Genomic DNA, 22,996 nt, shown 5'->3' on the forward strand with positions numbered 1-22,996 from the left:
CATTCCGCAAGGGGTGCGCCGTGTCACAGAAGGCGGTTTCGGGTGCCGCAGCATCGTCACCCTCCCTGCATGTCGCGCAGGTCCAGCGCCCGCTGCGCGGTACGCTGCAACCTGCAATAAGCGGCGGCGATGACACGCATGGACCCACCGTCGTAGCGATCATAGGCCAGGCCACAATCGGCGTCGCGAAACACGATCCAGGCGCGCTGCGCGGACAGCAGCTGTTCGGCCAGCGCCGGACGGTCGGAGAACGTCTCACGCAGGTTTCCGTATTCGCGGTTCAGGATATCGTCCCACACGGCGTGTTCGGCCATCGCGCATTCGCTGATGCCGACCGTCGTCTGGCCCTGGGGCTGCGTGGTCTGACAGGTGTCTGCCGCATCGCCGATGCAGGCGGCCGAGGACGGGTCGGATTGCGCGAAGCACGCCTCGACCGCCGATGGGTCGATCATGTCGTCCTGCGCCATCACACCGGACGGCAACGACATAATCACGGCCATCAGAAAAGCCCGCATCATTTTTCCTCCTCCGCCAATCGGCGCAGTTCGCGCCGCATCACCTTGCCCGTCACCGTCAGCGGCAGGCTGTCCAGAAAGCCGATCTCTCGTGGATAGGAATGCGCCGCCGACAGGCGCTTTGCGTGATCCCGCAGGCGGGCGGCAAGATCATCGGACGGCGCATAGCCATCGCGCAGGACGACATAGGCCTTGACGATCTCGGTGCGCAGCGGGTCCGGCTTGCCGATCACACCCGCCTGCGCGACAGCGGGATGCTTCAGCAGACAGTCCTCGATCTCGGAGGGGCCGATGCGATACCCCGATGAGGTGATCACATCGTCGTCGCGTCCGACGAAACGAATGTAGTCGTCCTCGATCACACCCCGATCGCCGGTCAGCAGCCAGTCGCCGCGAAACTTCTCGGCGGTGGCGTCGGGGCGATTCCAGTATCCCAGCATCATGCTTGCCGCACCCTTGCGGATCGCGATGTCACCTTCGGCGTCGCCGGGAACCCCGTCGGCATCGATCACCTGAACGTCAAAGCCCGGCACGGCCTTGCCGATCGCGCCGGGCCGCGGCGCGAACAGCGATCCGGCCGAACTGGCGACCATATTGCATTCGGTCTGGCCGTAGAATTCGTTGATCGTCAGGCCGAAGGCGCGCCGGCCCCAGTCCAGCATCTCGGCGCCCAGGGTCTCGCCGCCGCTGGCAACGCTGCGAAGGCCGGAAATCGTCACCTCGCCTGCCTTCAGCATCTTCAGCGCAGTGGGCGGGAAGAACACGTTTCGCACCCCGCAATCAGCGATCAGGCGGCGCGCCGTATCGGCGTCGAATTTGGGCATGCGCGCGGCGACGACCGGAACGCCAAGCGCCAGCCCCGGCATCAGCACATCGAACAGGCCGCCGATCCAGGCCCAATCCGCCGGAGTCCACAGGCAGTCGCCCGGCTGGCCCAGAAGGTCATGGCTCATCCCCACCCCGGGCAGATGGCCGGTCAGGACGCGATGGCCATGCAGCGCCCCTTTCGGCGCACCGGTGGTGCCCGACGTATAGATGATGACAGCAGGATCGTCGGGGCCGGTGTCGCGGGTCGCGAAACCGGGGGCCTCGGTCAGACCGTCCTCGGGCACGATCACCCGCAGATCGGGAAAGTCGCGCAGCATGTCACGGCCTTCGGGATCGGCGATGACCGTCCTCACCCCGGCATCGCGCAACCGCAGTTCCAGCGCGTCCGGCCCGAACAGCTTGAACAGCGGGACCGAAATCGCCGCCGATTTCCAGATTGCCAGATGCGCGGCGGCGGTCCATGCCGACTGGGTGCGCAGCACTGCCACGCGCTCGCCCCGTTCGGCATCCAGCGCGACGGCGAGGCGCGCGGTCATCGTGGCCAGTTCACCGAACCTGACCGGGCGCGGCGCCCCGTCATATTCTATCAGCGCCACCTGCCCTTCGGGATGCGAGAGGCATTGATCGGCCATGTTCAGGCGAGCCGGCAGGTTCCAGCGGAACCCGTCGCGCATCGCCTGATAGTCGGGACCGTCCGGCATCCTCATCGCTTCCCCCTATGGCCACGCCCCGCGGCGCGGCCTTCCGGCCTCAGACCAGGTTCATCAGTTCCCGGCCGATCAGCATGCGGCGGATCTCGCTGGTACCTGCGCCGATCTCCATCAGCTTGGCATCGCGGAACAACCGGCTGACGACGCTGTCGTTCAGGAAACCGGCCCCGCCAAGCGCCTGGACCGCCTGATGCGACTGCACCATCGCCTGTTCGCTGCAGTACAGCACCGCGCCTGCCGCGTCCTGCCGCGTGACCTTGCCCGCATCGCAGGCCCGCGCCACGTCATAGAGATAGGCCCGCGAGGTGTTCAGCGCGACATACATGTCGGCGATCTTGGCCTGCATCAGCTGGAACGATCCGATCGGCTGTCCGAATTGCTTGCGGTCGCGGATATAGGGCATGACCTCATCCAGACAGGCGGCCATGATGCCGGTGCCGATCCCGGACAGGACGACACGCTCGTAATCCAGACCCGACATCAGCACGCGCACGCCGCGGCCTTCATCGCCCAACACGTTCTCGAACGGGATCTCGCAATCCTCGAAGATCAACTCGCCCGTGTTGGACCCGCGCATCCCCAGCTTGTCGAAATGCGGGCTGGTCGAGAATCCCTTCATGCCGCGTTCCACGATGAAGGCGGTGATGCCCTTGCTGCCCGCATCCGGGTCGGTCTTGGCATAGACGATCAGCGTCTGCGCGTCGGGGGCGTTGGTGATCCAGTACTTGTTGCCGTTCAGGACATAGCGGTCATTCTTCTTGTCGGCCCGCAGCTTCATGCCGACCACGTCGCTGCCCGCCCCTTCCTCGGACATGGCCAGCGCGCCGACGGCCTTGCCGCTGCACAGGTCGGGCAGGTATTTGGCCCGCTGTTCATCGGTGCCGTTCAGCTTGATCTGGTTCACGCACAGGTTGGAATGCGCACCATAGGACAGGCTGACGCTGGCGCTGGCCCGCGCGATTTCCTCGGTCGCGATGACATGCGCCAGATAGCCCATGCCACTGCCGCCCCAGGCTTCGGGCACGGTGATCCCCAGAAGGCCAAGTTCGCCCATCTCGGTCCACAATTCGTTCGGAAACTCGTTCCGGCGGTCCACCTCGGCGGCAAGCGGCTTGACCCGCTCTTGCGCCCACCGATGCACCATCTCGCGAAGCGCGTTCACGTCTTCGCCCAGATCGAACTCCATGCCCTGCGTGAACATCGAGAAGCCTCCTCCCGGTTTATTGAACGTACGTTCATTTAATGCCCATTTACGGCATCCACGTCACGCCCGTCAAGCAAAGCCTGCGCCGGAACGGCGGATGCGTCAACACGGGACGGCTTGCCCACGGCCTCATGGCGCGACATGGTCGCGCGGCCGGAACGATGCAGAGAAAAAGCCGCAACATGACCCGATTGCTGATCCTGCGGCACGCCGCGCCGCTGACCGGCGGACGCCTTGCCGGACGGAGGGATGTCGATGCAGATTGCAGCGACGCGGCTGCCTTCGACTGGATCCGCGCCCGGATCGGGCAGATCGGGCATGTTCTCAGCAGCCCGGCGCGACGCTGCCTTCAGACGGCCGAGGCGTTGTCGATGCCGCCCCACGCCACAAGCGAGGCGCTGTGGGAACAGGATTACGGCGCATGGGAGGGACTGGCCTATGGCGATCTGCCCGATCTGGGCCCCCTGCCCCCGGCCCGGCTGGCGCAGCACCGTCCCGATGGCGGCGAAAGCTTTGACGACATGGCCGCGCGGGTCCTGACCGAGCTGCGCGGGATCGACCGCGATACGCTGATCGTCGGGCACGCGGGCACGGTCCGCGCGGCCCTGTCTATGGTCGTCGGACCGGCGGCGCTGTCATTTGCCGTAGCACCACTGTCGCTGACGGTGCTGCGCCGCGCCGGCGACGAATGGGCGGTCGAATTCGTCAACGTCACCGCGCCATGATGCCGCTTGTCCCCCTGATCGCACTTGCGCTGGATGCCGTCATCGGCTGGCCGGACGGGGTCTATCGCCGGATCGGGCATCCCGTGACGTGGCTGGGACGGTTGATCGTGGCGCTGGATCAGCGGATGAACCGCGGCAAGGCGCGGTTCTGGCGCGGGATGGCTGCAAGCCTGCTGGTGATCGCCGCCGCGACCCTTCCGGCGATCATTTTGCAGGATATGCTGGGGGCGTGGCTGGCGGGCATTCTTGCCTGGCCGTTGGTCGCCGCGCGGTCCCTGCACGATCATGTCCGTGCCGTGGCGCGACCATTGCTGAAGGGTGAACTTGCCGCGGCCCGGCAGGCCACCGCGATGATCGTCGGTCGTGACGTGAGCCAAGCGGATGAGGCCGCGCTGGCCCGCGCCAGCATCGAAAGCCTGGCCGAAAACGCTTCGGACGGGGTGGTGGCGCCGCTGGTCTGGGCGGCAATCGCGGGACTGCCGGGGATCGCTGCCTACAAGGCGATCAACACGCTGGATTCGATGATCGGTCACCTGACCCCGCGCCATGCCGAATTCGGCCGCTTTGCCGCGCGGCTGGACGATGTCGTAAACTGGCTGCCCGCGCGGCTGACGGCGGTGCTGATCGCGCTGTGCCGCGGCGGCGCGGCATGGACGGCTGCGCGGCGCGACGCGGGCGCGCACCGGTCGCCGAATGCCGGCTGGCCCGAGGGCGCGATGGCGGGTGCCCTGGGCGTGCGCCTGTCCGGCCCGCGCATCTATGCCGACCGGATCGCGGACGAGCCGTGGCTGAACGGCGGCGCGCCCGATCCCGTCGCCGCCGATATCGACCGGGCGCTGGCGATCTATCGCCGCACGATATGGCTGCTGGCGGGGGGGCTTACGCTGCTGGTCCTGATCTGAACCGCCGCCACGCGCCCCACAGCGACGATCCGATCAGCGCCAGCGTCGCGACGACGAACACCGCCGAGATCGGCCGTTCCAGAAACACCACCGGATCGCCACGAGAGATCAGCATGGCGCGGCGCAGATTGGTCTCGATCAGCGGTCCCAACACGAAACCCAGCAGCAGCAGCGCCGGGTTGAACCGGGCCAGCGCCAACAGATAGCCCAAGGCCCCGATCACCGCGACGGCGGCGATGTCGAAGCCTGATCCGCGCACCGAATAGACGCCAAGGCAGACGAACACGATGATGGCCGGGTACAGCCAGCGAAACGGAATGCGCAGCATCGACACCCAGATGCCGATCAGCGGCAGGTTCAGAATCAGCAGCAACAGGTTGCCGATCCCGAAACTGACGACCAGGCCCCAGAACATCTCGGGCCGGGCCTCCAGCATCAGCGGGCCGGGCTGGACACCGTGGATCACCAGCGCGCCCAGCATCAGCGCCATGATCGGATCGCCCGGAATTCCCAGAGTCAGCGTCGGCACGAAGGCCGAGATGGCGGCGGAATTGTTCGCGGCTTCCGGACCTGCGACACCTTCGACGGCGCCCTCGCCGAACCTTTCGGGACGGCGGGCGATGCGCCGCTCCATCGCGTAGGACAGGAATGACGAGATCGTCGAACCTGTGCCGGGCAGCGCGCCGAAGAAACTGCCAAGTGCACCGCCACGGGCGATGGGTCCGGGCATGCGCCGCAGATCGTCGCGCGTCGGCAGCAACTGGCGCAGGCTGACATGGGGCGGGCTGCCCTTGCGTTCGGCGCTGGTGATGTTGCCGATGATCTCGGCCACGCCGAACAGCCCCATGGCGAGTGCGACAAGGTTGATGCCGTCCAGAAGCTCGGTCCGGCCGAAGGTCAGGCGCGCGACGCCGCTGTTCACGTCGGTTCCGACGCAGCCAAGGATCAGGCCCAGCACCACCATCGCGAAGGCCTTGGACGGTCGCTTGGCGCCGATGGTCGAGGCCGCGACAAGGCCCAGCACCATCATCGCCGCGTAATCGGCCGCACCAAAGCTGGTCGCCGCCCGCGACAGGAAGCCAGCCAGCAGAACCAGGACCACGATCCCGATGATCGAACCGCAGAAGGACGCCACCATCGACGCGAACAGCGCGACGCCCGCGCGTCCCTGACGCGCCATCGGATATCCGTCCAGCGAGGTGACCGCCGATTGCGGGGTGCCGGGCAGACGCAAGAGGATCGAGGCGACGGCCCCGCCATACTGCGCCCCGTAATAGACTCCGCCCAGCATGATCAGCGCAGCTTCCGGGGTGATGTAATAGGTGATCGGCAGCAGCAGCGAAATCGCCGCCATCGCGCCGATCCCGGGCAGCACGCCTATAAAGGTGCCCATCACGACGCCAAGCACGCAATAGATCAGGATGTCCGGCCGCAATGCAACCGTCAGCCCGTAAAGAAGTCCTTCAAGCGTCGTCATGTGCCAAGACGCGGCCAAACCGGCATGGTCATCTGCAGGCCCTCTTTGAACACAAGCCATGTCAGCGCGGCAATCGCCACGGCCAGCATCACCCGCCACCGCCAACCGCGACGCGGCGCAGGCAGGCTGGCGACCAGAACGGCGGCGGCGGTTGTCGGGATCAGCCCGAGACGCTGCAGGCCCAGACCGAACAGGCCGATGGCTGCCAGAACGGCCAGCGCCTCTTGCGCGGCAAAGGGGCGCGCGTCGCCGGACCGGCGCCACGCGGGCAGCGCAATCATCAGCCCAAGCCCGGCCAGCAACGCCCCAAGAACGGTGGGGAAAAAGCCCGGTCCCATCCGGCGCAACGTCCCGAATTCATACTGACCCAACGCATAGAACGCGACCGCCGCACCGATCGCGGCCATTGCCGCACCACCCCAGATGTCATGCCAGTCGCGCCGCATCGCTGATTACTGCGCCGCCTCGATCCGGTCGATGACCGCGCCCCAGACCTGGGTATCGTCGGTAATCCGCTGCGCCAGATCCGCAGGCGCGCCCCCCTCGGCCTTCCAGCCCATCGCCAGCATCCTTTCCTGCACGTCGGGATCTTGCAGGATCTCGTTGATGGCAGTGTTCAGCCGGTCGATGATCGCGGGATCGGTTCCCGCAGGCGCGATGAACGCGTTCCACAGCTCTGCCCGGAAATCGTCCGGCATTCCGGCGTTAGCCGCGATGACCGGCACGTCGGGCACCTGCGCAAAGGGCTGCTGCGATGTGACGCCCAGCATCTTCATCTTGTCCGCCTCGACCTGCGGCAGCGCGGCAGACGGCGCCATGAAGCCCGCGTCGATCTCTCTTCCGATGATCGAGGTCGTGACCTCGGCATAGCTGGTGAAGGGGATATGCAGCATCTCTATTCCGGCAGCATCCGCGAACAGTTCCGCCGTCAGATGCGCGCCCGATCCCTGCCCGACCGAACCATAGGCGATGCCGCCCGGATCGGCCTTCGCCGCCTCGATGAAACCGGCCAGATCGGCGGGTCCGGCGTCAGCGGCCATCGCCAGAACCAGCGGCGCCGTCGCCATCAGCGCGACCGGCGCGATGTCGTTCTGAACGTCGTAAGAAATATCGGCCACCAGTCGCGGCGAGGTGGTCAGCGGGCCATTGATCGTCGTGCCGAAGGAATGGCCGGGTTCGCCCGCCAGCATCTGCTGGACTCCGATCACCCCGCCCGCGCCGGGCTTGTTCTCGACCACCACCGGCTGGCCCAACCTTTCGGCCAGCGGCTCGGTCACCAGCCGCGCCAGCACGTCGGGCGACGATCCGGCGGGAAAGCCGACATAGACATGCACCGGCTGGGTGGGCCATTCGGCCTGCTGCGCGGCGACCAAGGCCGGAAGAAGCGCGCAAGCCCCTGCCAGCGCCGATGCAACCAGCAGGTTGCGGCGGTCGATTGCGGCCATGTTTTCCTCCATCATGCTGTTCGAGCGGCAGTCTTGACCCGCAGCCGGGCAAGGTCAAGCAAGCAGCGGGTCATTTCGACAATCCGAACGCAAGATATTGTAAAGACGTAATTTCAGTCCTGATCCACGCGTGTGACGCGCACCACCTGACGGCGCATGTCCGCAAAGCTCATGGTGGTCATGAACGCGACATCGGTCGCATCGCGGCCAACCGCGATCAGGGCCATCTCATCGGCGCGTGCCATCCCGGTCGGATCGACCAGATGCCAGGCGCCCTGCAAGAACACCTCGACCACGGCATGAAAGTCAGGTGGCTGGACCGACGGTGCATAGGCACTGGCGATCCGCGCGGGGATCTGCGCGGCCCGGCACAGCGCGATCATCAGATGCGCGTAATCGCGGCAGACACCCTGGCGTTGCAGGAACGTATCCGCGGCGGTGGTATCGGCATTGCTGGCGCCGGCGACATAGTCCAGCCGATCCTCGACCCAGTCGCGGATCGCCGCGACCTTCCGGCCGCCTGCCAGATCGCCGAAACGCCGGCTTGCGAAAGCGGCAAACCGTTCAGCCTGGCAATAGCGCGACGGCAGCAGATAGCGCAGCGCGTCCCCGGGCATCTGGTCCACCTCGCAGCCCGCGAGCGTGTTCAGATCGGGACAACCCCGCGTCACCTGAATTTCGGCAGAGTAACGGCATTGAACGCGGTCCTTTGCGCGCAGGATGATCCGTTCGCCGATCCCCTCTTCGCCCGGCACGCGGGCGACGCGTTCGACCGTGCCAAAATCGATGGAGACACGTTGCAGATCCTGGCCATCGGCCCCTGCGGCCTCCAGCATCAGCAGCACCGGCCCTTCTTCGGACAGCGCGTAGTCAAGTTCGACATCAACGCTCATGCGCATCGCTGGCCTCCATGGGTAAGGGAACCCATGCCTGATCGCAGAGGATGGCCGCAGACACAACCCGTGACGTGGGATTGCGCGCAGTCGCGAAGGCTGCTGAATCTGCCTATACGGCCGCACCCAGAGGCGCTTGCCCCGCCAACGCCCGACCCGTCTGAGACAGGCCGGATGCCAGCGGCAGCAGATCGGCCTGCAGCGCGTGATAGATGTCGGGCTTGCCCGCAAACTGCGTCATGGCGGGCTGGTCGTCCGGGCCGATTTCCGGGAACCAGCCGCCCGACGCATGGTCGATCAGGTGCCGGTCGGCGAATGTCCACAGCCTGCGATACCACGCCTCGTCCTCGGGGCGCCGGTCCAGCTTGATCAGCGCGGCCAGCGCGCCGATCGCCTCGGTCACGGGCCACCAGTATCGGGCAGGATTGTCCACCGATCCATCGAAGCGCAGCGTATATGCCAGCCCGCCGCGCTGTGTGTCCCAAGCGTCCGCCAGCGCGGTGGCGACCAGCAGACGCGCCTGCGCCGGGGCATCCGTCGCAGGTCGGCCGGACTGGTCCCAGCATTGCAGATGCAGCCGCGCCATCTCGAAGGAATGGCCGGGCGTGGTGCCTGCGGGACGGAACATGGGATTTCCGGCGTAATCGTGGTCGGGGCGCCAGTCCGCGTCGTAATGTTCGGGAATCCGCCAGCCATGCGCCGCAGCCTGACCGGAAATGAAGAAATCAAGGATGCGCCGGGCGCGGGACAGGTATTCCGCCTGACCCGTGGCCTCGTGCGCGGCCAGAAGCGCCTCGACCCCGTGCATGTTGGCGTTCATGCCGCGATAGGTCGAAAAGGGCTGCCAGGCGCGGGTGAATTCGTCGCGCAGCAGACCGGCGGTCTCGTCCCAGAAATGCCGGTCCAGAATATCCGAGATATCGGCCAGCAGCCGATCGGCATCGGGATGCCCCGCCAGTTTCGCGCTGGACGCCGCCAGAAGAACGAAGACATGCCCATAGGCCAGCTTGGTTCCGTCCGCGACGGCGTCACCGTCCAGCGACCAGACGAAGCCGCCGTGGCGCGGGTCGCGATGCCTTCGCCACAGATAGTCCATGCCCCGGTCGATGATGCCGGCCCGGTCCTGACGCCCGGCCAACCGCGCCAGCGCGTAGGAATGCACCAGCCGCGTCGTCGTGTGCAGCTCCTGCACCGTCGATTGCAGCGGCGCGCCGGCATAGTCCAGCGTGTGAAAACCGCCTGCTGCGCGCGAGCTGGCATCAAAGAAATCCAACGCGCGATGGGCGTCGCGGATCAGAAAGCCGCGATGGGCGGGGTCGTCCAGCCAATGTCCCGCAGCGTCCATGTTTCCGGCTGTGTCAATCATTCCGACCCCTCTCAGCGTTTGCGCATCGCATTCATCAGGGCCGCGCCAAGCGCGCCCTGCCCGCCGTCGTTTCCACGCGGCGCGGGCTTGCCGCCCTTCGGGCCACGCGGTGCCTGACCGGCGGGCGGTCTGCCCGACGCGGTCCCCGCACGCGGCGAACGGTCCGATTGTGCACCGCCATCCTTGCGCATCGTCAGCCCGATCCGCTTGCGCGGGATATCCACTTCGGTCACGCGAACCCGGACCACATCGCCGACCTTCACGACCTCGTTGGGGTCCTTCACGAAACGGTCGGCAAGCTGGCTGATATGGACCAGCCCGTCCTGATGCACGCCGATATCGACGAAGGCCCCGAATGCCGCGACATTCGTGACGGTCCCCTCCAGCGACATGCCGGGTTTCAGATCCTTGATGTCCTCGACCCCGTCGGTGAAGCTGGCGGTGACGAAATCGGGGCGCGGATCGCGGCCGGGTTTTTCCAGTTCGGACAGGATGTCGCGCACCGTCGGCAGGCCGAAATGTTCGTCGACGAACTGTTCGGCCCGCACCGAGTTCAGCGCCGAACCGTCGCCCATGATGCTGCGGATATCGCGCCCGCAGGCCGCGACGATCTTGCGCGCAACGTTATAGGCCTCGGGGTGGACCGAGGATGCGTCCAGCGGCTCGGACCCGTCGCGGATTCGCAGAAATCCCGCGCATTGTTCGAATGCGCGCGGCCCCAGCCCGCTGACCTTCTTCAGCGCCGCGCGCGAGGCAAAGGCCCCCTGCGCGTCGCGATGGGCCACGATCGCGCTGGCAAGCGAGGGGCCAAGCCCTGCCACATGCGCCAGAAGCGGCGCCGAGGCGGTATTCAGATCGACGCCGACCGCGTTGACCGCATCCTCGACCACAACTTCCAGCGCCTTGGTCAGTTGCCGCTGATCCACATCATGCTGATACTGGCCGACGCCGATGGATTCGGGCGGCACCTTTACCAGCTCTGCCAACGGGTCCTGCAACCGGCGGGCGATCGACACGGCCCCGCGCAGCGATACGTCCAGATCGGGAAATTCCTTCGCCGCCTGTTCGGACGCGGAATAGACCGACGCCCCCGCTTCCGAGACGACCACCCTGGTCGGCGTTTTCACACCCTTTGGCAGGTGCTTCAGCACGTCGCCGACCAGCCGTTCGGTTTCCCGGCTGGCGGTGCCGTTTCCGATGGCGATCAGTTCCGCATCGTGTTTCGCGATCAGCGCCAGCAAGGTCGCCTCGGCCCCGCGCAGATCGTTCCTGGGCTGGAACGGATAGATCGTCGCGGTATCGACCAGCTTGCCGGTCGCATCGATGACCGCGACCTTGACGCCGGTTCGGATGCCGGGGTCCAGACCGATCGTCGCCTTCGCCCCGGCTGGCGCCGCCAGCAGCAGATCCTTGAGATTGCGTCCGAAAACCCGGATCGCCTCGTCATGGGCGCGTTTGCGCAATTCGGTCAGCAGGTCGATATACATGGTGTTGGACAGCCGCACCCGCCATGTCCATCCCGCGACCTGCCGCAGCCACTGATCGCCGGGAAGATCGCCCAGAGGCCCGATGGCCTGCGCGACGATCCCCTCGGCCCGCGTGGCGCCGGTTTCGGGATCGGGCGAGATGTCGATGGTCACCACCTCTTCCTTGGCGGCGCGCAGGATCGCCAGCGCGCGATGGGCCGGAATGCCGGCCCACGCCTCGCGGTGATCGAAATAATCGCTGAACTTGGCGCCCGTATCTTCCTTGCCGGCGACCAGCTTGGCCGCGATGAACGCCTCGGTCCGCATGAAATCGCGCAGCCGACCAAGCAGCGTCGCGTTTTCCGACAGCTCTTCCACAAGGATGTCGCGCGCCCCGTCCAGGGCGGACTTCTGATCGGGCACGGCCTCGGTGACATAGCTTGACGCCAGCGCCTTGGGATCGGCGCCACGGTCCTCCTGAATGGCCCGCAGCAACGGCTCCAATCCATTCTCGCGCGCGATCATCGCCTTGGTTCGGCGCTTGGGCTTGAAAGGCAGATAGATATCTTCCAGCGCGGCCTTGGTGTCCGCCCCGGCAATGGCACGGGCCAGGTCGTCGGTCAGCTTGCCCTGCTCGCGGATCGAGCCAAGGATCGACTCGCGCCGCGCCTCCATCTCGCGCAGATAGGACAGCCTGTCCGACAACATGCGCAACTGTGTGTCGTCCAGCCCGCCCGTCACTTCCTTGCGGTATCGCGCGACGAAAGGCACGGTCGCGCCACCGTCCAGCAACTGCGTCGCGGCCACGACCTGCGCGGCATTTGCATTGATCTCGGTCGCGATGATGCGGGCGATGCGTTGGGCGGCGTCCATGCTGTCCTCTCTCACTTCGGAACCGCTGTCTTAGCCGTCACCGCAGCCTGCGCCAAGCGGTCAGTCCAGCGCAAGTTCGGGCAGACGCGCGGCCTCTTCGCGCATGGCCTTGGCCGACACGCTGTCGCGCACCGCCCGCCGCAGCGCCTTGGATCGTTTCAACACCCGGCGGAAGCCTGTCTCGTCCAGCACCAGCAGGCTGGTGGGCGTGATCGCCGTCACTTCGGCGCGACGCGGCTTGTTCATCAGGACGCCCATCTGTCCGAACATGTCGCCCCGTCCCAGCCGCGTCGTCTGACCGGCGATTTCCTGCTCGACCGCGCCGGATGACACAAAGAACACGCTGCGCGAGGGGGAATCCTTGCGGGCGATAACCTTGCCGGCATTGACATAGCGCGTGCGCAGCGCCCGTGACAGGCGGCGCAGTTCGGGCTCTTCGAGATCCGCGAACAGCGGGAACTGGCGGACCAGTTCGTATTTGCGCAGGGCCAGATCCAGATGCGGCCGCCCCTCGGCCTGCTGACGCCGTCGCGTGATGTCGGCCATCAGCGCGGTGTGCAGTTCTGACCCGACCAGCCCGTCCTCGCGCATGGCGCTATATTCGCGTTCCTCAAGCCGCAGGGCCGTCCGACGGATGAAACGACGTTCAAGTTCCTCGGCATAGCCGGGATATTGAAGACGCAAGCCCTCAAGCGCGGTTTCGACGGCTTCCTGCCGGCGGGTCAGCAATTCGTGCAGCAGTTCCGCCACGCGCCGTCCGTGGATGCGGCGGATGCGGGTGTCCAGAAATCCGTGAAGATCGCGCAGGATCAGCCGCCGGGCCAGCAGCGCCTCGAACCGATCCGCGGTCAGGCGTGCCAGCGGGCCCGCGATCCACAGCCGGTTGCGCAGGAACGAAGCGACACGGAACGGCGTGCCATAGCGCAGCCCACGCCGCGCGGCGCGCTGATAACCGGTGCGCCCGCCGCTGCGGGCGGCCTCGATCAGCCGGTCGGCGTCGGTCAGCATGGTTTCCGACAGCCGCGCGCTGATGACCCGCTCGCGAAACCTTTCGAGGATGGTTTCCCGCTCATGCGCGGCCAGCGCGATCAGTCCCAGCGTGATCCGGTCGCGGTCCAGGATCTGCGTGTTGTCTTCGGCCTCGGCGCGTTCGACCGCACCGTCCAGACGTTCGGCGAACCGCTTGGCCTCGGACCTTACGGTTTCGCGGGTCAGCTCATAGCTTTCGGTGGTGCTTGCAACTTCCTCGCGGACAGTCTGCAACGCCACGGCGATCACCTGGTTGGACAGGGCCTCGTCCAGCGGTGACAGCCGATCCAGTCCAAGTCGCCCGATCACCCAACGCAGCGTCGTCCCCTGCACCATCAGCGTGAACAGCGTAAATCCGGTCGCCAGGATACCGACCAGCCGCTTCGTCTCGACCGGCACGTTCAGGTTCTCGGTCACCGCCAGCGCCAGCGCCAGCGTGACCGCCCCGCGTAATCCGCCCCACAGGATGGCGACGCGATACGGACGCTCGACCACAGGCGACAGCTTCAGCAGCGACAACAGCGGCATCAGCCCGAACAGGATGATGGCGCGGGCGACAATGGCCGCCAGGATCACCACCAGGATCAGCGCATAGTCGCCCGGCCGCATGTCGTCCATAAGCCGCGGGATCAGCAATGCCGCAAGAATAAAGATCAGCGCCCCCGCCCAATGGGCCAGCAGATCCCAGACCTCGCGCAGATTGGTCCAGAAGGCCGGCGACAGGCGCGACGGGCCGATCAGGTTCAGCGTCAGCCCCGCCGCGACCACGCCGATCACCCCCGACGCGCCCATGGCATGTTCCGCGCCGACATAGGCCAGATACGGCACCGCGACCGAGACCGAGATCTGCGCCAGCTCGTATCGTGCGAACCAGTGCATCAGCATCAGCGCCGCCCGCGCCGTCAGCCAGCCGCCCAATGCGCCCCCGGCCAGCAGCCATGGGAACTGTCCGATCGCCTCGCCATAGCTGGGATCGGGCACGCCCAGCATCACGAAGCCCATGAACAGCCCGAACAGGGCGATCGCCGCGGCGTCGTTCAGCAGGCTTTCGCCCTCGATGATCCGGGCCAGCCGACGCGGTGCCGACAGAGACCGGAAAATGCCGACCACGGCCGAGGGATCGGTTGTCGATACAATGGCACCGATCAGCAGGCACACGACAAGCGGCAGCCCGCTGACCCATGAAAGCGCATAACCGATGGTCAGCGTCGCGACGAAAACCGCCACCACCGCCAGAACCAGGATCGGCACCCAGTCATCGACCATCCGGCGGACATTCATCCCCAGCGTGGCCTGAAAGATCAGCGTTGGCAGGAAGACATACAGGAACACGTTCGACCGGATCGGCAGGGCAAGAATCGACTCGGCCACCGGATTCAGCGCATCGGTCAGATCGGTGCGCAGGAAGAAGATCGCCCCGGCCCCGATCATCATGCCCAGCACGGCAAGGATCACACTGTAGGGCAGCGACAACCGCGCCGCCAACGGCTCGGCCATGCCGATTACCACGAACAGACAGGCAACGATGGTGGTCAGAAGAACGATGTCCATGACCTTGGGATAGCTGGAAAAAGCGCCTCAGGGAATATCGTCCATGGCAGATCCCGACGCATTTTCGTGAAGGTCGCGGCCAATGCGATCCGTATGCGATGCGGCCCGCGCCCGCAGTCCGGCCCCGGCGCAGGGGGACCGGGGGGAGCGAACTCCCCCGGCCATCGCGGAACGCAATGGCGCCGCGGGTTTCCCGCGGCGCCTGCCCCTTTCGGTGAGATCAGTCCTCGACCGGCATGTACAGATCGCCGCCCGCACGATACCTGGCCGCCATCTCCTCCATGCCCCGCGCACGTGATTCCGCACGGATGTCATGGCTGATCTTCATCGAACAGAATTTCGGCCCGCACATGGAACAGAAATGCGCGACCTTGTGGGCGTCCTTCGGCAGGGTCTGGTCGTGGAAATCGCGGGCTGTGTCGGGATCGAGCGACAGGTTGAACTGGTCTTCCCACCTGAACTCGAACCGGGCCCGCGACAAGGCGTCATCGCGCAGCCGCGCAGCCGGATGTCCCTTGGCCAGATCGGCGGCGTGGGCCGCGATCTTGTAGGTGATCACGCCGGTCTTCACATCGTCGCGGTCGGGCAGGCCCAGATGTTCCTTTGGCGTGACATAGCACAGCATCGCGGTGCCGAACCAACCGATCATCGCCGCGCCGATGGCGCTGGTGATGTGATCGTAACCCGGCGCGATGTCGGTCGTCAGCGGCCCCAGCGTGTAGAACGGCGCCTCGCCGCAATGGGCCAGCTGCTTGTCCATGTTCTCCTTGATCTTGTGCATCGGCACATGGCCGGGCCCCTCGATCATCACCTGGCAGCCCTTCGCCCAGGCGATTCGGGTCAGTTCGCCCAGGGTTTCCAGCTCGGCGAACTGCGCCGCGTCGTTGGCATCGGCGATCGCCCCCGGACGCAGTCCGTCGCCAAGGGAGAAGCTGACATCATATGCCGCCATGATGTCGCAGATCTCGTCGAAATGCTGATACAGGAAGCTTTCGCGGTGATGATGCAGGCACCATTTCGCCATGATCGAGCCGCCCCGGCTGACGATCCCGGTCACCCGCTCGGCGGTCAGATGGATGAACGGCAGGCGCACCCCGGCATGGATGGTAAAGTAGTCCACGCCCTGTTCCGCCTGCTCGATCAACGTGTCGCGATAGACCTCCCATGACAGGTCCTCGGCGACCCCGTTCACCTTTTCCAGCGCCTGATACAGCGGCACGGTCCCGATCGGCACCGGGCTGTTGCGGATGATCCATTCGCGGATGTTGTGGATGTTGCGCCCGGTCGACAGGTCCATGACGGTGTCCGCGCCCCAACGCGTCGCCCAGACCATCTTCTCGACCTCTTCTTCCATCGACGATGTGACGGCCGAATTGCCGATATTGGCATTGATCTTGACCAGGAAGTTGCGGCCGATCGCCATCGGCTCGATCTCGGGGTGATTGATATTGGCCGGGATGATGGCGCGACCGCTGGCGACCTCCTGCCGGACGAATTCCGGGGTGACGTGATCGGGGATCGCCGCACCCCAGTCCTGACCGTCGCGGGCCAGCTTTTCCTTCGCGGCAAGGCGTCCAAGATTCTCACGGATGGCCACGAACTCCATTTCCGGCGTGATGATGCCTGCGCAGGCATAGGCCATCTGCGTGACGACCTTGCCGGGCTTGGCCTGCCAAGGCCTGTGCCGGAACGGAAATTCCGGTGTAAGCCGGTCTCCGCTGACAAATCCGTTGTCCTCGGGCCTGACCACACGGCCGTCATGGCGTTCCACATCGCCGCGCCCGTCGATCCAGCCTTCGCGCAACCGCGGCAGGCCGGCGGAAATATCGATCGTCGCCTCTGGGTCCGTATAAGGGCCTGACGGATCATAAACGGTCAACGGCGGCTCCATCGCCGAGGGATGCAACGCGATCTCGCGCATCGGCACGCGAATGTCGGGGTGGATGTCGCCCCGATGCCAGATCTTGCGCGATGCGGGCAGCGGGCCGGTTGTGATCCGGGGGGTGGTTTGGTCTTTCATGCGCGTCTCCTCAAGCACGACTCGAAAAGACCCGGATGATGATTGAGGCAGAAAGCGGGCCTTGCGACCCGAAAAGGGCCGCGACGGCCCAAAGAACGACGCTGCGCCCTTCGGTCTTCCTACGCCAGTATCAACTGGGTCAGGTTCAAAGGGTCGCCGCACCGTGGGTTGCCCCACCAATCGGCCTCTCAGTCCCTTGGGCGGGACTCCCCTGACGCGGCAAAGGCTCACAGAGGCGGCGGGGCTTGTCAAGCCGCGTGTCGGGCAGGCTTGCACCGGGCGGGACGCCGGCTTGCGGCGCGCGGCATTGAAAGCCGGCGCGCCAAGTTACAATTCGATCATCACACCGCATCGAAGGCGAAAGGAAACTTCATGCCCTCATTGTTCGACCCGCTTCCGCTGGGACCGCTTACCCTGAAAAATCGCATCGTCATGGCCCCGCTGACCCGCAGCCGCGCCACCGCTGACCGTGTTCCAAGCCGGCTGATGGAAACCTATTACAGCCAACGCGCCGAGGCGGGGCTTATCCTGACCGAGGCGACCAGCGTCACGCCGATGGGCGTCGGCTACGCCGATACGCCGGGGATCTGGAACGATGCGCAGGTCGAAGGCTGGCAGCGGATCACCAGCGCCGTGCACGAGCGGGGCGGTCTGATCTTCCTGCAATTGTGGCATGTCGGGCGGATCTCGGCGCCCCTGTTCCTGAACGGAGATTTGCCGGTCGCACCCAGCGCCATCAAGCCGGACGGCCATGTCAGCCTTGTGCGCCCCAAGCAGGAATATGTCACCCCCCGCGCGCTGGACAGCGACGAGATCCCGGGTGTGATCGAAGCTTTCCGCAAGGGCGCCGAAAACGCCCTTCGCGCGGGCTTTGACGGCGTCGAAATTCATGCCGCAAACGGTTATCTTATCGACCAGTTCCTGCAGGACAGCACCAATCTGCGCACGGACCGCTATGGCGGTTCGCTGCAAAATCGGACTCGTCTTCTTGAGGAAATCGCGGACGCGGTGATCGGCGTCTGGGGCGCGGATCGCGTCGGCGTGCATCTGGCCCCGCGCATGGACGGTCATGACATGGGCGACAGCGATCCCAAGGCGCTGTTCACCCGCGTGGCGGACCAGATGAAGCAACGCGGCGTGGCCTTCCTGATGCTGCGCGAACACCTGGCCGAAGACAGCCTGCTGGACGACATCAAGACCGCGTTCGGCGGCGTGGTGATCGCCAACGAAGGACTAACGCGCGACAGCGCCCAGAAACTGATCGAACAGGGACGCGCCGATGCCGCGGGCTTCGGCAAGGATTTCATCGCCACCCCAGACCTTCCCACACGATTCCGCACGGGATTGGCGTTGAACGAACACGACCCCTCGAGTTTCTATGCCGGCGGGCCCGAGGGCTATGTCGATTATCCGACGGCCGACGCTGTCGCCGCCGAATAGTGCAGCCCGTTTTCAGATAACTTGGCGCGCGCAGGCAGTGCTGCGCGCGCCTCCGGGATCATGCATTGGCCGGATCCTACAGATCACCACGGCTTGGCGGGTCGATCCGGTCGCTGGAGGGAAAGACGGTGATCGAGATCACGTCGTCGGCCTTCAGCCCCAGCCGCGCAAGTTCCGCGCGGGTGTGGATAGTGCCCGCAGTCACGGATTTCTTCTCGTTGTCATGAACGACGGATTTGTAGGTATCCGGGCGCTCGTGCTGCGGAGTATACGCGGCAGCAGGCGATGCGGCGGCCAGCGTCAGCGCAAGCGCGGTCAGCGTCGAAAATTTCGAGATCATGGTCGTATCCTCTTGGTTTATTGATCAGACCTTCAAGCGGTCCTGATTATGGATACGGTGCCGCGCAGGCTTTCATTACATCAATCGCGTCGTCGTGATGAGGCGAGAGGATGTCGTGACAGCACCCGCGCCGACGAAAAAGGGCGCCCTGCGGCGCCCTTTCCAGTTCGTGGATCCTGTCCCCCGACGGATCAGCAGCTGTAATACATCTGGTATTCGACCGGATGGGGGGTGTGCTCGTAGGCATACACTTCTTCCCATTTCAGCGCGATGTATCCTTCCAGCTGGTCGCGGGTGAACACGTCACCGGCCAGCAGGAAGTCCATGTCCTTTTCCAGCTCTTCCAGCGCTTCGCGCAGGCTGCCGCAGACGGTCGGGATCTCGGCCAGTTCCTCGGGCGGCAGATCGTAGAGATCCTTGTCCGAAGCCGAACCCGGATCGATCTTGTTCTTGATGCCATCAAGGCCCGCCATCAGCAGGGCGGCAAAGCACAGATAGGGGTTCGCCGAAGGATCGGGGAAGCGAGCTTCCACACGCTTGGCCTTGGGGCTTTCGGTCCACGGAATGCGGACGCAGCCCGACCGGTTGCGGGCCGAATAGGCACGCAGCACCGGCGCCTCGAAGCCCGGGATCAGCCGCTTGTAGCTGTTGGTCGAGGGGTTCGTCAGGGCGTTCAACGCCTTGGCGTGCTTCAGGATACCGCCGATGAAATACAACGCCTCCTGCGACAGGTCGGCATATTTGTCACCTGCGAACAGCGGCTTGCCGTCCTTCCAGATCGACATGTTCACGTGCATCCCCGACCCGTTGTCGCCCTTCATGGGCTTGGGCATGAAGGTCACCGACTTGCCATAGGCGGCGGCGACGTTGTGGATGACGTATTTGTATTTCTGCAGGTTGTCGGCCTGTTCGGTCAGCGACCCGAAGATCAGCCCCAGCTCGTGCTGCGCGCTGGCAACCTCGTGGTGGTGCTTGTCGACCTTCATGCCCATCCGCTTCATCGTGGACAGCATTTCGCCACGGATGTCCTGACCGGCGTCGATCGGGTTGACCGGGAAATAGCCGCCCTTGTGACCGGCGCGGTGGGCCTGGTTGCCCATCTCGTATTCGGTGTCGGTGTTCCAGGCGGCATCGACCGCGTCGATCTGAAAGGCCACCTTCTGCGGCGTGACCGAATAGCGCACGTCGTCGAAAATGAAGAACTCGGCTTCGGGACCGAAATAGGCCGCATCGCCGACACCCGAGGATTTCAGATAGGCCTCGGCCTTGACGGCGGTGCCACGCGGATCGCGGCTATAGGCTTCTCCGGTGTCCGGCTCGACCACGTTGCAATGCACGCAGATCGTCTTCTCGGCGTAGAACGGATCGATATAGACCGACGACGGGTCGGGGATCAGCTTCATGTCGGACTGATCGATCGACTTCCAGCCCGCGATCGAGCTGCCGTCGAACATGAACCCCTCCTCGAAGAAGTCCTCATCGACCAGATCCACGTCCAGTGTCACATGCTGAAGCTTGCCCTTGGGATCGGTGAAGCGGACATCGACATAGGCGACCTCCTCTTCCTGCATCAGCTTCAAGACGTCCTTGATTTCCATCTCTTCCCTTTCTCCGTAAATGCTGCCCGGCTGCCGTGGCTGCCGGGCGCGGAAGTTCGTAATTTTCGGGCAAGCGCCCGTTACAGCGCGTCGTCGCCGGTTTCGCCGGTGCGAATGCGGATCGACTGCTCGACGGGAGACACGAAGATCTTGCCGTCGCCGATCTTCTCGGTGCGGGCGGCGCCCACGATCGCGTCAATGGCCGCCTCGACCTGATCATCGGGCAGAACCATCTCGATCTTCACCTTGGGCAGGAAATCGACGACATATTCGGCGCCACGATACAGTTCTGTATGTCCCTTCTGACGACCGAAACCCTTGACCTCGGTGACGGACAACCCCTGCACGCCCACTTCCTGCAGTGCTTCCTTCACATCGTCCAGCTTGAACGGCTTGATGATCGCCTCGATCTTTTTCATCGCAATTGATCCTTCCTCGCGGCTTGCCTGAAGACTGATTGGCGGGTTTCATGGGCGGGGTAAATGAAGCACGGCGAGGTTCGTGCAGCCAAGCCGTTCTGCCGGAAGGTTATGCACAAATTTTGCGCTTGTCGCCCAATTAATAGGCATTCGCCATGCTGTTCGGTACGGAAATTCTGACGACCGCCCAAATGCGCGCCATCGAATCCGGCGCCATGGCCAGCGGTGGGGTCAGCGGCGTTCAGTTGATGCAGCGCGCCGGCGCTGCCGTGGCGGGCCAGATTCGGCTGCGCTGGCCCAAACCGGGACGCGTCACCGTGCTGTGCGGACCGGGCAACAACGGTGGCGACGGCTATGTGGTCGCGCGGTTGCTGGCACGCGCCGATTGGCAGGTCCGCGTTCTGGGGCTGGACAATGAACCCGGCCCCGATGCGGCGGACATGAAGCGGTGCTGGCAAGATGCGGGCCCGATCCTGCCGCTGACCCGCGCCGAACTGCGGCGCAACGAAGCCGACGTCTATGTCGATGCGATCTTCGGTACCGGGCTGACCCGACCGCCGAAAGGCGAGATCGCGGAAATTCTGGGCTATCTGGGCGGATCGGGCGGGCAAGACGGCCATTTCCGTCAGCGCCTGGTGGCCGTTGACTGTCCAAGCGGGCTCTGCATGGACAGCGGCGCGTTCCTTGGCAAAGCGCGACAGCCAGGCGCAGAAGATCTTCACGCACGACTGACGGTCACCTTCGACAGCCCCAAACCGGGACATCTTCTGGAACGCGGCCCGGCCTGCTGTGGCGAACTGGTCGTGGCCGATATCGGCCTGCATGACTGGCGCATCCGCGCATCCGAACCACACCAGGATCCGCGGACGGCACCTCTGACGGCGATCTGGCCCAGGTTCTGCCTCCCGGATGCCCGGCGCCCTGCAGCAGCACAGGACAGATGGGCCGAGTGGTTGGAGAAGCGTCAGGGCAACGGCGGGCACAAGTTCAGCCATGGCCACGCGATCGTCCTTGCAGGTCCGGCCGGACATGGCGGCGCAGCACGGTTGGCGGCGCGGGCGGCGCTGCGGGTTGGTGCCGGTCTGGTGACGATCTGCCCGCCCGGCGCAGCGTTGATCGAACATGCCGGCCCGCCCGATGCGCTGATGCGGCGCGCCGTGGACGACGCCGCGGCGCTGAGTGACCTGTTGCAGGATCAGCGGATCGGCGCGCTGTGCCTTGGTCCGGGATGCGGCGTCCAACGCGCCAGGGAACTGCTGCCACCGCTGCTGGATTCGGGCCGGGCCTGCGTGCTGGACGCCGACGCCCTGACCGCCCTGGCCGCGATGGGCTTCCACGGGCTGCATGACCGCTGCGTGCTGACGCCCCATGCAGGCGAGTTCTCGCGCCTGTTCCCCGATCTTGCCGAACGGCTTGCAGCGCGCCCGGATCACGGTCCGGCCTTGTCAAGGCTGGACGCGACCCGCGAAGCGGCCAAACGCAGCGGCGCTGTCGTCCTGCTGAAAGGGCCGGATACGGTGATCGCCGCACCACCGCGCCGCGACAATGCGAACGCAACTGGCCAAGCCGTCATCCATTCGGCCTTCGACATTCCCTGGCTTGCAACAGCGGGGGCAGGTGACGTTCTGGCAGGGATCATTGCCGGGCTGCTGGCGCGCGGCCTGACGCCGCAAACGGCGGCCAGCCTTGGCGCTCTGCTGCACGGTGCAACGGCGCGTGGTGTCGGGCCCGGCCTGATCGCGGACGATCTACCTGACCGGATACCGGGCGCGTTTCGCGATCTGGTGCCTTAGCAATCCCTTCGCGCCGGATCGCGATCCTTCCGACATCGGGCCGCGCAATTCACATGCCGCACGCAGTTCAGGTGACGCAAGCCGACCGACCTGCCCCGTGCGACACCCTGTGTGATCTCCTCTTGCCTTCGCAGGCGATGTGCAGGAAAGAACATCCCAAGATGCACAGCGACGCTGGTTCCCTGACGACACCCAAACCACACGACAGGCTGTCAGCTGTTCGTGCAGCTATCATCATTTTCGCCATTCTCTTGGTCGTCGCGGTCAGTTCCTGGGCGCAGGCTTCAGCAGCGTCTTCGTCTGCCAGCGCCCCTGGGCATTACATTTTCGACACGTTCTTGTCGGCTTCTCATGCCGTTCAGGATCGCGCCGCCGCGCAGGTCAAGACAGACACATCGGCGG

The 22,996-nt window shown here is 65.3% G+C and carries 18 protein-coding genes and 1 riboswitch; of the genes, 4 read left to right on the forward strand and 14 right to left on the reverse strand.

What is annotated here, in order from left to right:
* Window positions 1–56: 56 nt before the first annotated feature.
* Genes J7359_RS12380 through J7359_RS12390 form a run of 3 tightly spaced genes read right to left on the reverse strand, consistent with a single transcriptional unit; the run spans window position 57 to window position 3,254 of the window.
* Window positions 57–515: a lysozyme inhibitor LprI family protein gene (locus J7359_RS12380; RefSeq protein ID WP_209057006.1), complete on the reverse strand. Its 459-nt coding sequence runs from the start codon at window positions 513–515 to the stop codon at window positions 57–59.
* Window positions 515–2,050, reverse strand: coding sequence for an AMP-binding protein (locus J7359_RS12385; RefSeq protein ID WP_247740364.1), 1,536 nt, complete (start codon window positions 2,048–2,050; stop codon window positions 515–517). The genes J7359_RS12380 and J7359_RS12385 overlap by 1 nt, the downstream gene beginning before the upstream one ends.
* Window positions 2,051–2,093: 43 nt before the next feature.
* Window positions 2,094–3,254 (reverse strand): isovaleryl-CoA dehydrogenase, encoded by a 1,161-nt coding sequence (locus tag J7359_RS12390; protein ID WP_209057007.1) that lies wholly within the window; start codon window positions 3,252–3,254, stop codon window positions 2,094–2,096.
* A 41-nt stretch (window positions 3,255–3,295) separates the two neighbouring features.
* On the opposite strand from J7359_RS12390, the gene J7359_RS12395 reads away from it, so the two are divergent.
* Both J7359_RS12395 and cbiB read left to right on the forward strand, forming a co-directional pair.
* Entirely contained in the window at window positions 3,296–3,982 is a 687-nt protein-coding gene (locus tag J7359_RS12395; RefSeq protein WP_247740365.1) for a histidine phosphatase family protein, read from the forward strand.
* Window positions 3,982–4,884, forward strand: a complete 903-nt coding sequence (gene cbiB / locus J7359_RS12400; RefSeq protein WP_247740366.1) for an adenosylcobinamide-phosphate synthase CbiB — start codon at window positions 3,982–3,984, stop codon at window positions 4,882–4,884. The genes J7359_RS12395 and cbiB overlap by 1 nt, the downstream gene beginning before the upstream one ends.
* Here the strand turns inward: cbiB and J7359_RS12405 are convergent.
* The 8 genes from J7359_RS12405 to thiC form a co-directional block, all read right to left on the reverse strand.
* Window positions 4,862–6,361, reverse strand: coding sequence for a tripartite tricarboxylate transporter permease (locus tag J7359_RS12405; RefSeq protein WP_209057009.1), 1,500 nt, complete (start codon window positions 6,359–6,361; stop codon window positions 4,862–4,864). The two genes, cbiB and J7359_RS12405, sit on opposite strands and share 23 nt — an antisense overlap.
* Window positions 6,358–6,807, reverse strand: a complete 450-nt coding sequence (locus J7359_RS12410; RefSeq protein WP_209057010.1) for a tripartite tricarboxylate transporter TctB family protein — start codon at window positions 6,805–6,807, stop codon at window positions 6,358–6,360. Before J7359_RS12410 ends, J7359_RS12405 begins: the two co-directional genes overlap by 4 nt.
* A 6-nt stretch (window positions 6,808–6,813) precedes the next feature.
* Complete coding sequence (locus J7359_RS12415; protein ID WP_209057011.1) at window positions 6,814–7,806, reverse strand: tripartite tricarboxylate transporter substrate binding protein; 993 nt, start codon at window positions 7,804–7,806, stop codon at window positions 6,814–6,816.
* Window positions 7,807–7,919: 113 nt separating this feature from the next.
* Window positions 7,920–8,705 (reverse strand): transglutaminase family protein, encoded by a 786-nt coding sequence (locus tag J7359_RS12420; protein WP_209057012.1) that lies wholly within the window; start codon window positions 8,703–8,705, stop codon window positions 7,920–7,922.
* A gap of 106 nt (window positions 8,706–8,811) precedes the next feature.
* Entirely contained in the window at window positions 8,812–10,065 is a 1,254-nt protein-coding gene (locus tag J7359_RS12425; protein ID WP_209057013.1) for an AGE family epimerase/isomerase, read from the reverse strand.
* Window positions 10,066–10,076: 11 nt separating this feature from the next.
* Window positions 10,077–12,404 carry a Tex family protein gene (locus J7359_RS12430; protein WP_209057015.1) on the reverse strand — a complete coding sequence of 776 codons (2,328 nt, stop codon included), beginning with the start codon at window positions 12,402–12,404 and terminating at the stop codon, window positions 10,077–10,079.
* Between the two features lie 60 nt (window positions 12,405–12,464).
* A complete protein-coding gene (locus J7359_RS12435) occupies window positions 12,465–14,984 on the reverse strand; it encodes a cation:proton antiporter (RefSeq protein WP_209057016.1) in 2,520 nt (839 codons plus the stop codon).
* Window positions 14,985–15,204: 220 nt separating this feature from the next.
* Window positions 15,205–17,004, reverse strand: a complete 1,800-nt coding sequence (thiC, locus tag J7359_RS12440; protein ID WP_209057017.1) for a phosphomethylpyrimidine synthase ThiC — start codon at window positions 17,002–17,004, stop codon at window positions 15,205–15,207.
* A 98-nt stretch (window positions 17,005–17,102) separates the two neighbouring features.
* Window positions 17,103–17,227: riboswitch (TPP riboswitch) on the reverse strand.
* A gap of 149 nt (window positions 17,228–17,376) precedes the next feature.
* Between thiC and J7359_RS12445 the strand changes: the two genes are divergently transcribed.
* Window positions 17,377–18,444, forward strand: coding sequence for an alkene reductase (locus tag J7359_RS12445; RefSeq protein WP_209057018.1), 1,068 nt, complete (start codon window positions 17,377–17,379; stop codon window positions 18,442–18,444).
* A gap of 76 nt (window positions 18,445–18,520) precedes the next feature.
* Here the strand turns inward: J7359_RS12445 and J7359_RS12450 are convergent, their stop codons facing one another.
* From J7359_RS12450 to J7359_RS12460, 3 genes are all read right to left on the reverse strand, one after another.
* Window positions 18,521–18,784, reverse strand: a complete 264-nt coding sequence (locus tag J7359_RS12450) for a hypothetical protein (protein WP_209057019.1) — start codon at window positions 18,782–18,784, stop codon at window positions 18,521–18,523.
* Between the two features lie 191 nt (window positions 18,785–18,975).
* Window positions 18,976–20,382 carry a type I glutamate--ammonia ligase gene (gene glnA, locus J7359_RS12455; protein ID WP_209057020.1) on the reverse strand — a complete coding sequence of 469 codons (1,407 nt, stop codon included), beginning with the start codon at window positions 20,380–20,382 and terminating at the stop codon, window positions 18,976–18,978.
* An 80-nt stretch (window positions 20,383–20,462) separates the two neighbouring features.
* Complete coding sequence (locus tag J7359_RS12460; protein ID WP_209057021.1) at window positions 20,463–20,801, reverse strand: P-II family nitrogen regulator; 339 nt, start codon at window positions 20,799–20,801, stop codon at window positions 20,463–20,465.
* 155 nt (window positions 20,802–20,956) lie between these two features.
* Between J7359_RS12460 and J7359_RS12465 the strand changes: the two genes are divergently transcribed.
* Window positions 20,957–22,594: an NAD(P)H-hydrate dehydratase gene (locus J7359_RS12465; protein WP_209057022.1), complete on the forward strand. Its 1,638-nt coding sequence runs from the start codon at window positions 20,957–20,959 to the stop codon at window positions 22,592–22,594.
* Window positions 22,595–22,996 lie beyond the last annotated feature (402 nt).

It is taken from the genome of Paracoccus sp. R12_2, from assembly GCF_017744015.1.
Classification (GTDB): Bacteria; Pseudomonadota; Alphaproteobacteria; order Rhodobacterales; family Rhodobacteraceae; genus Paracoccus.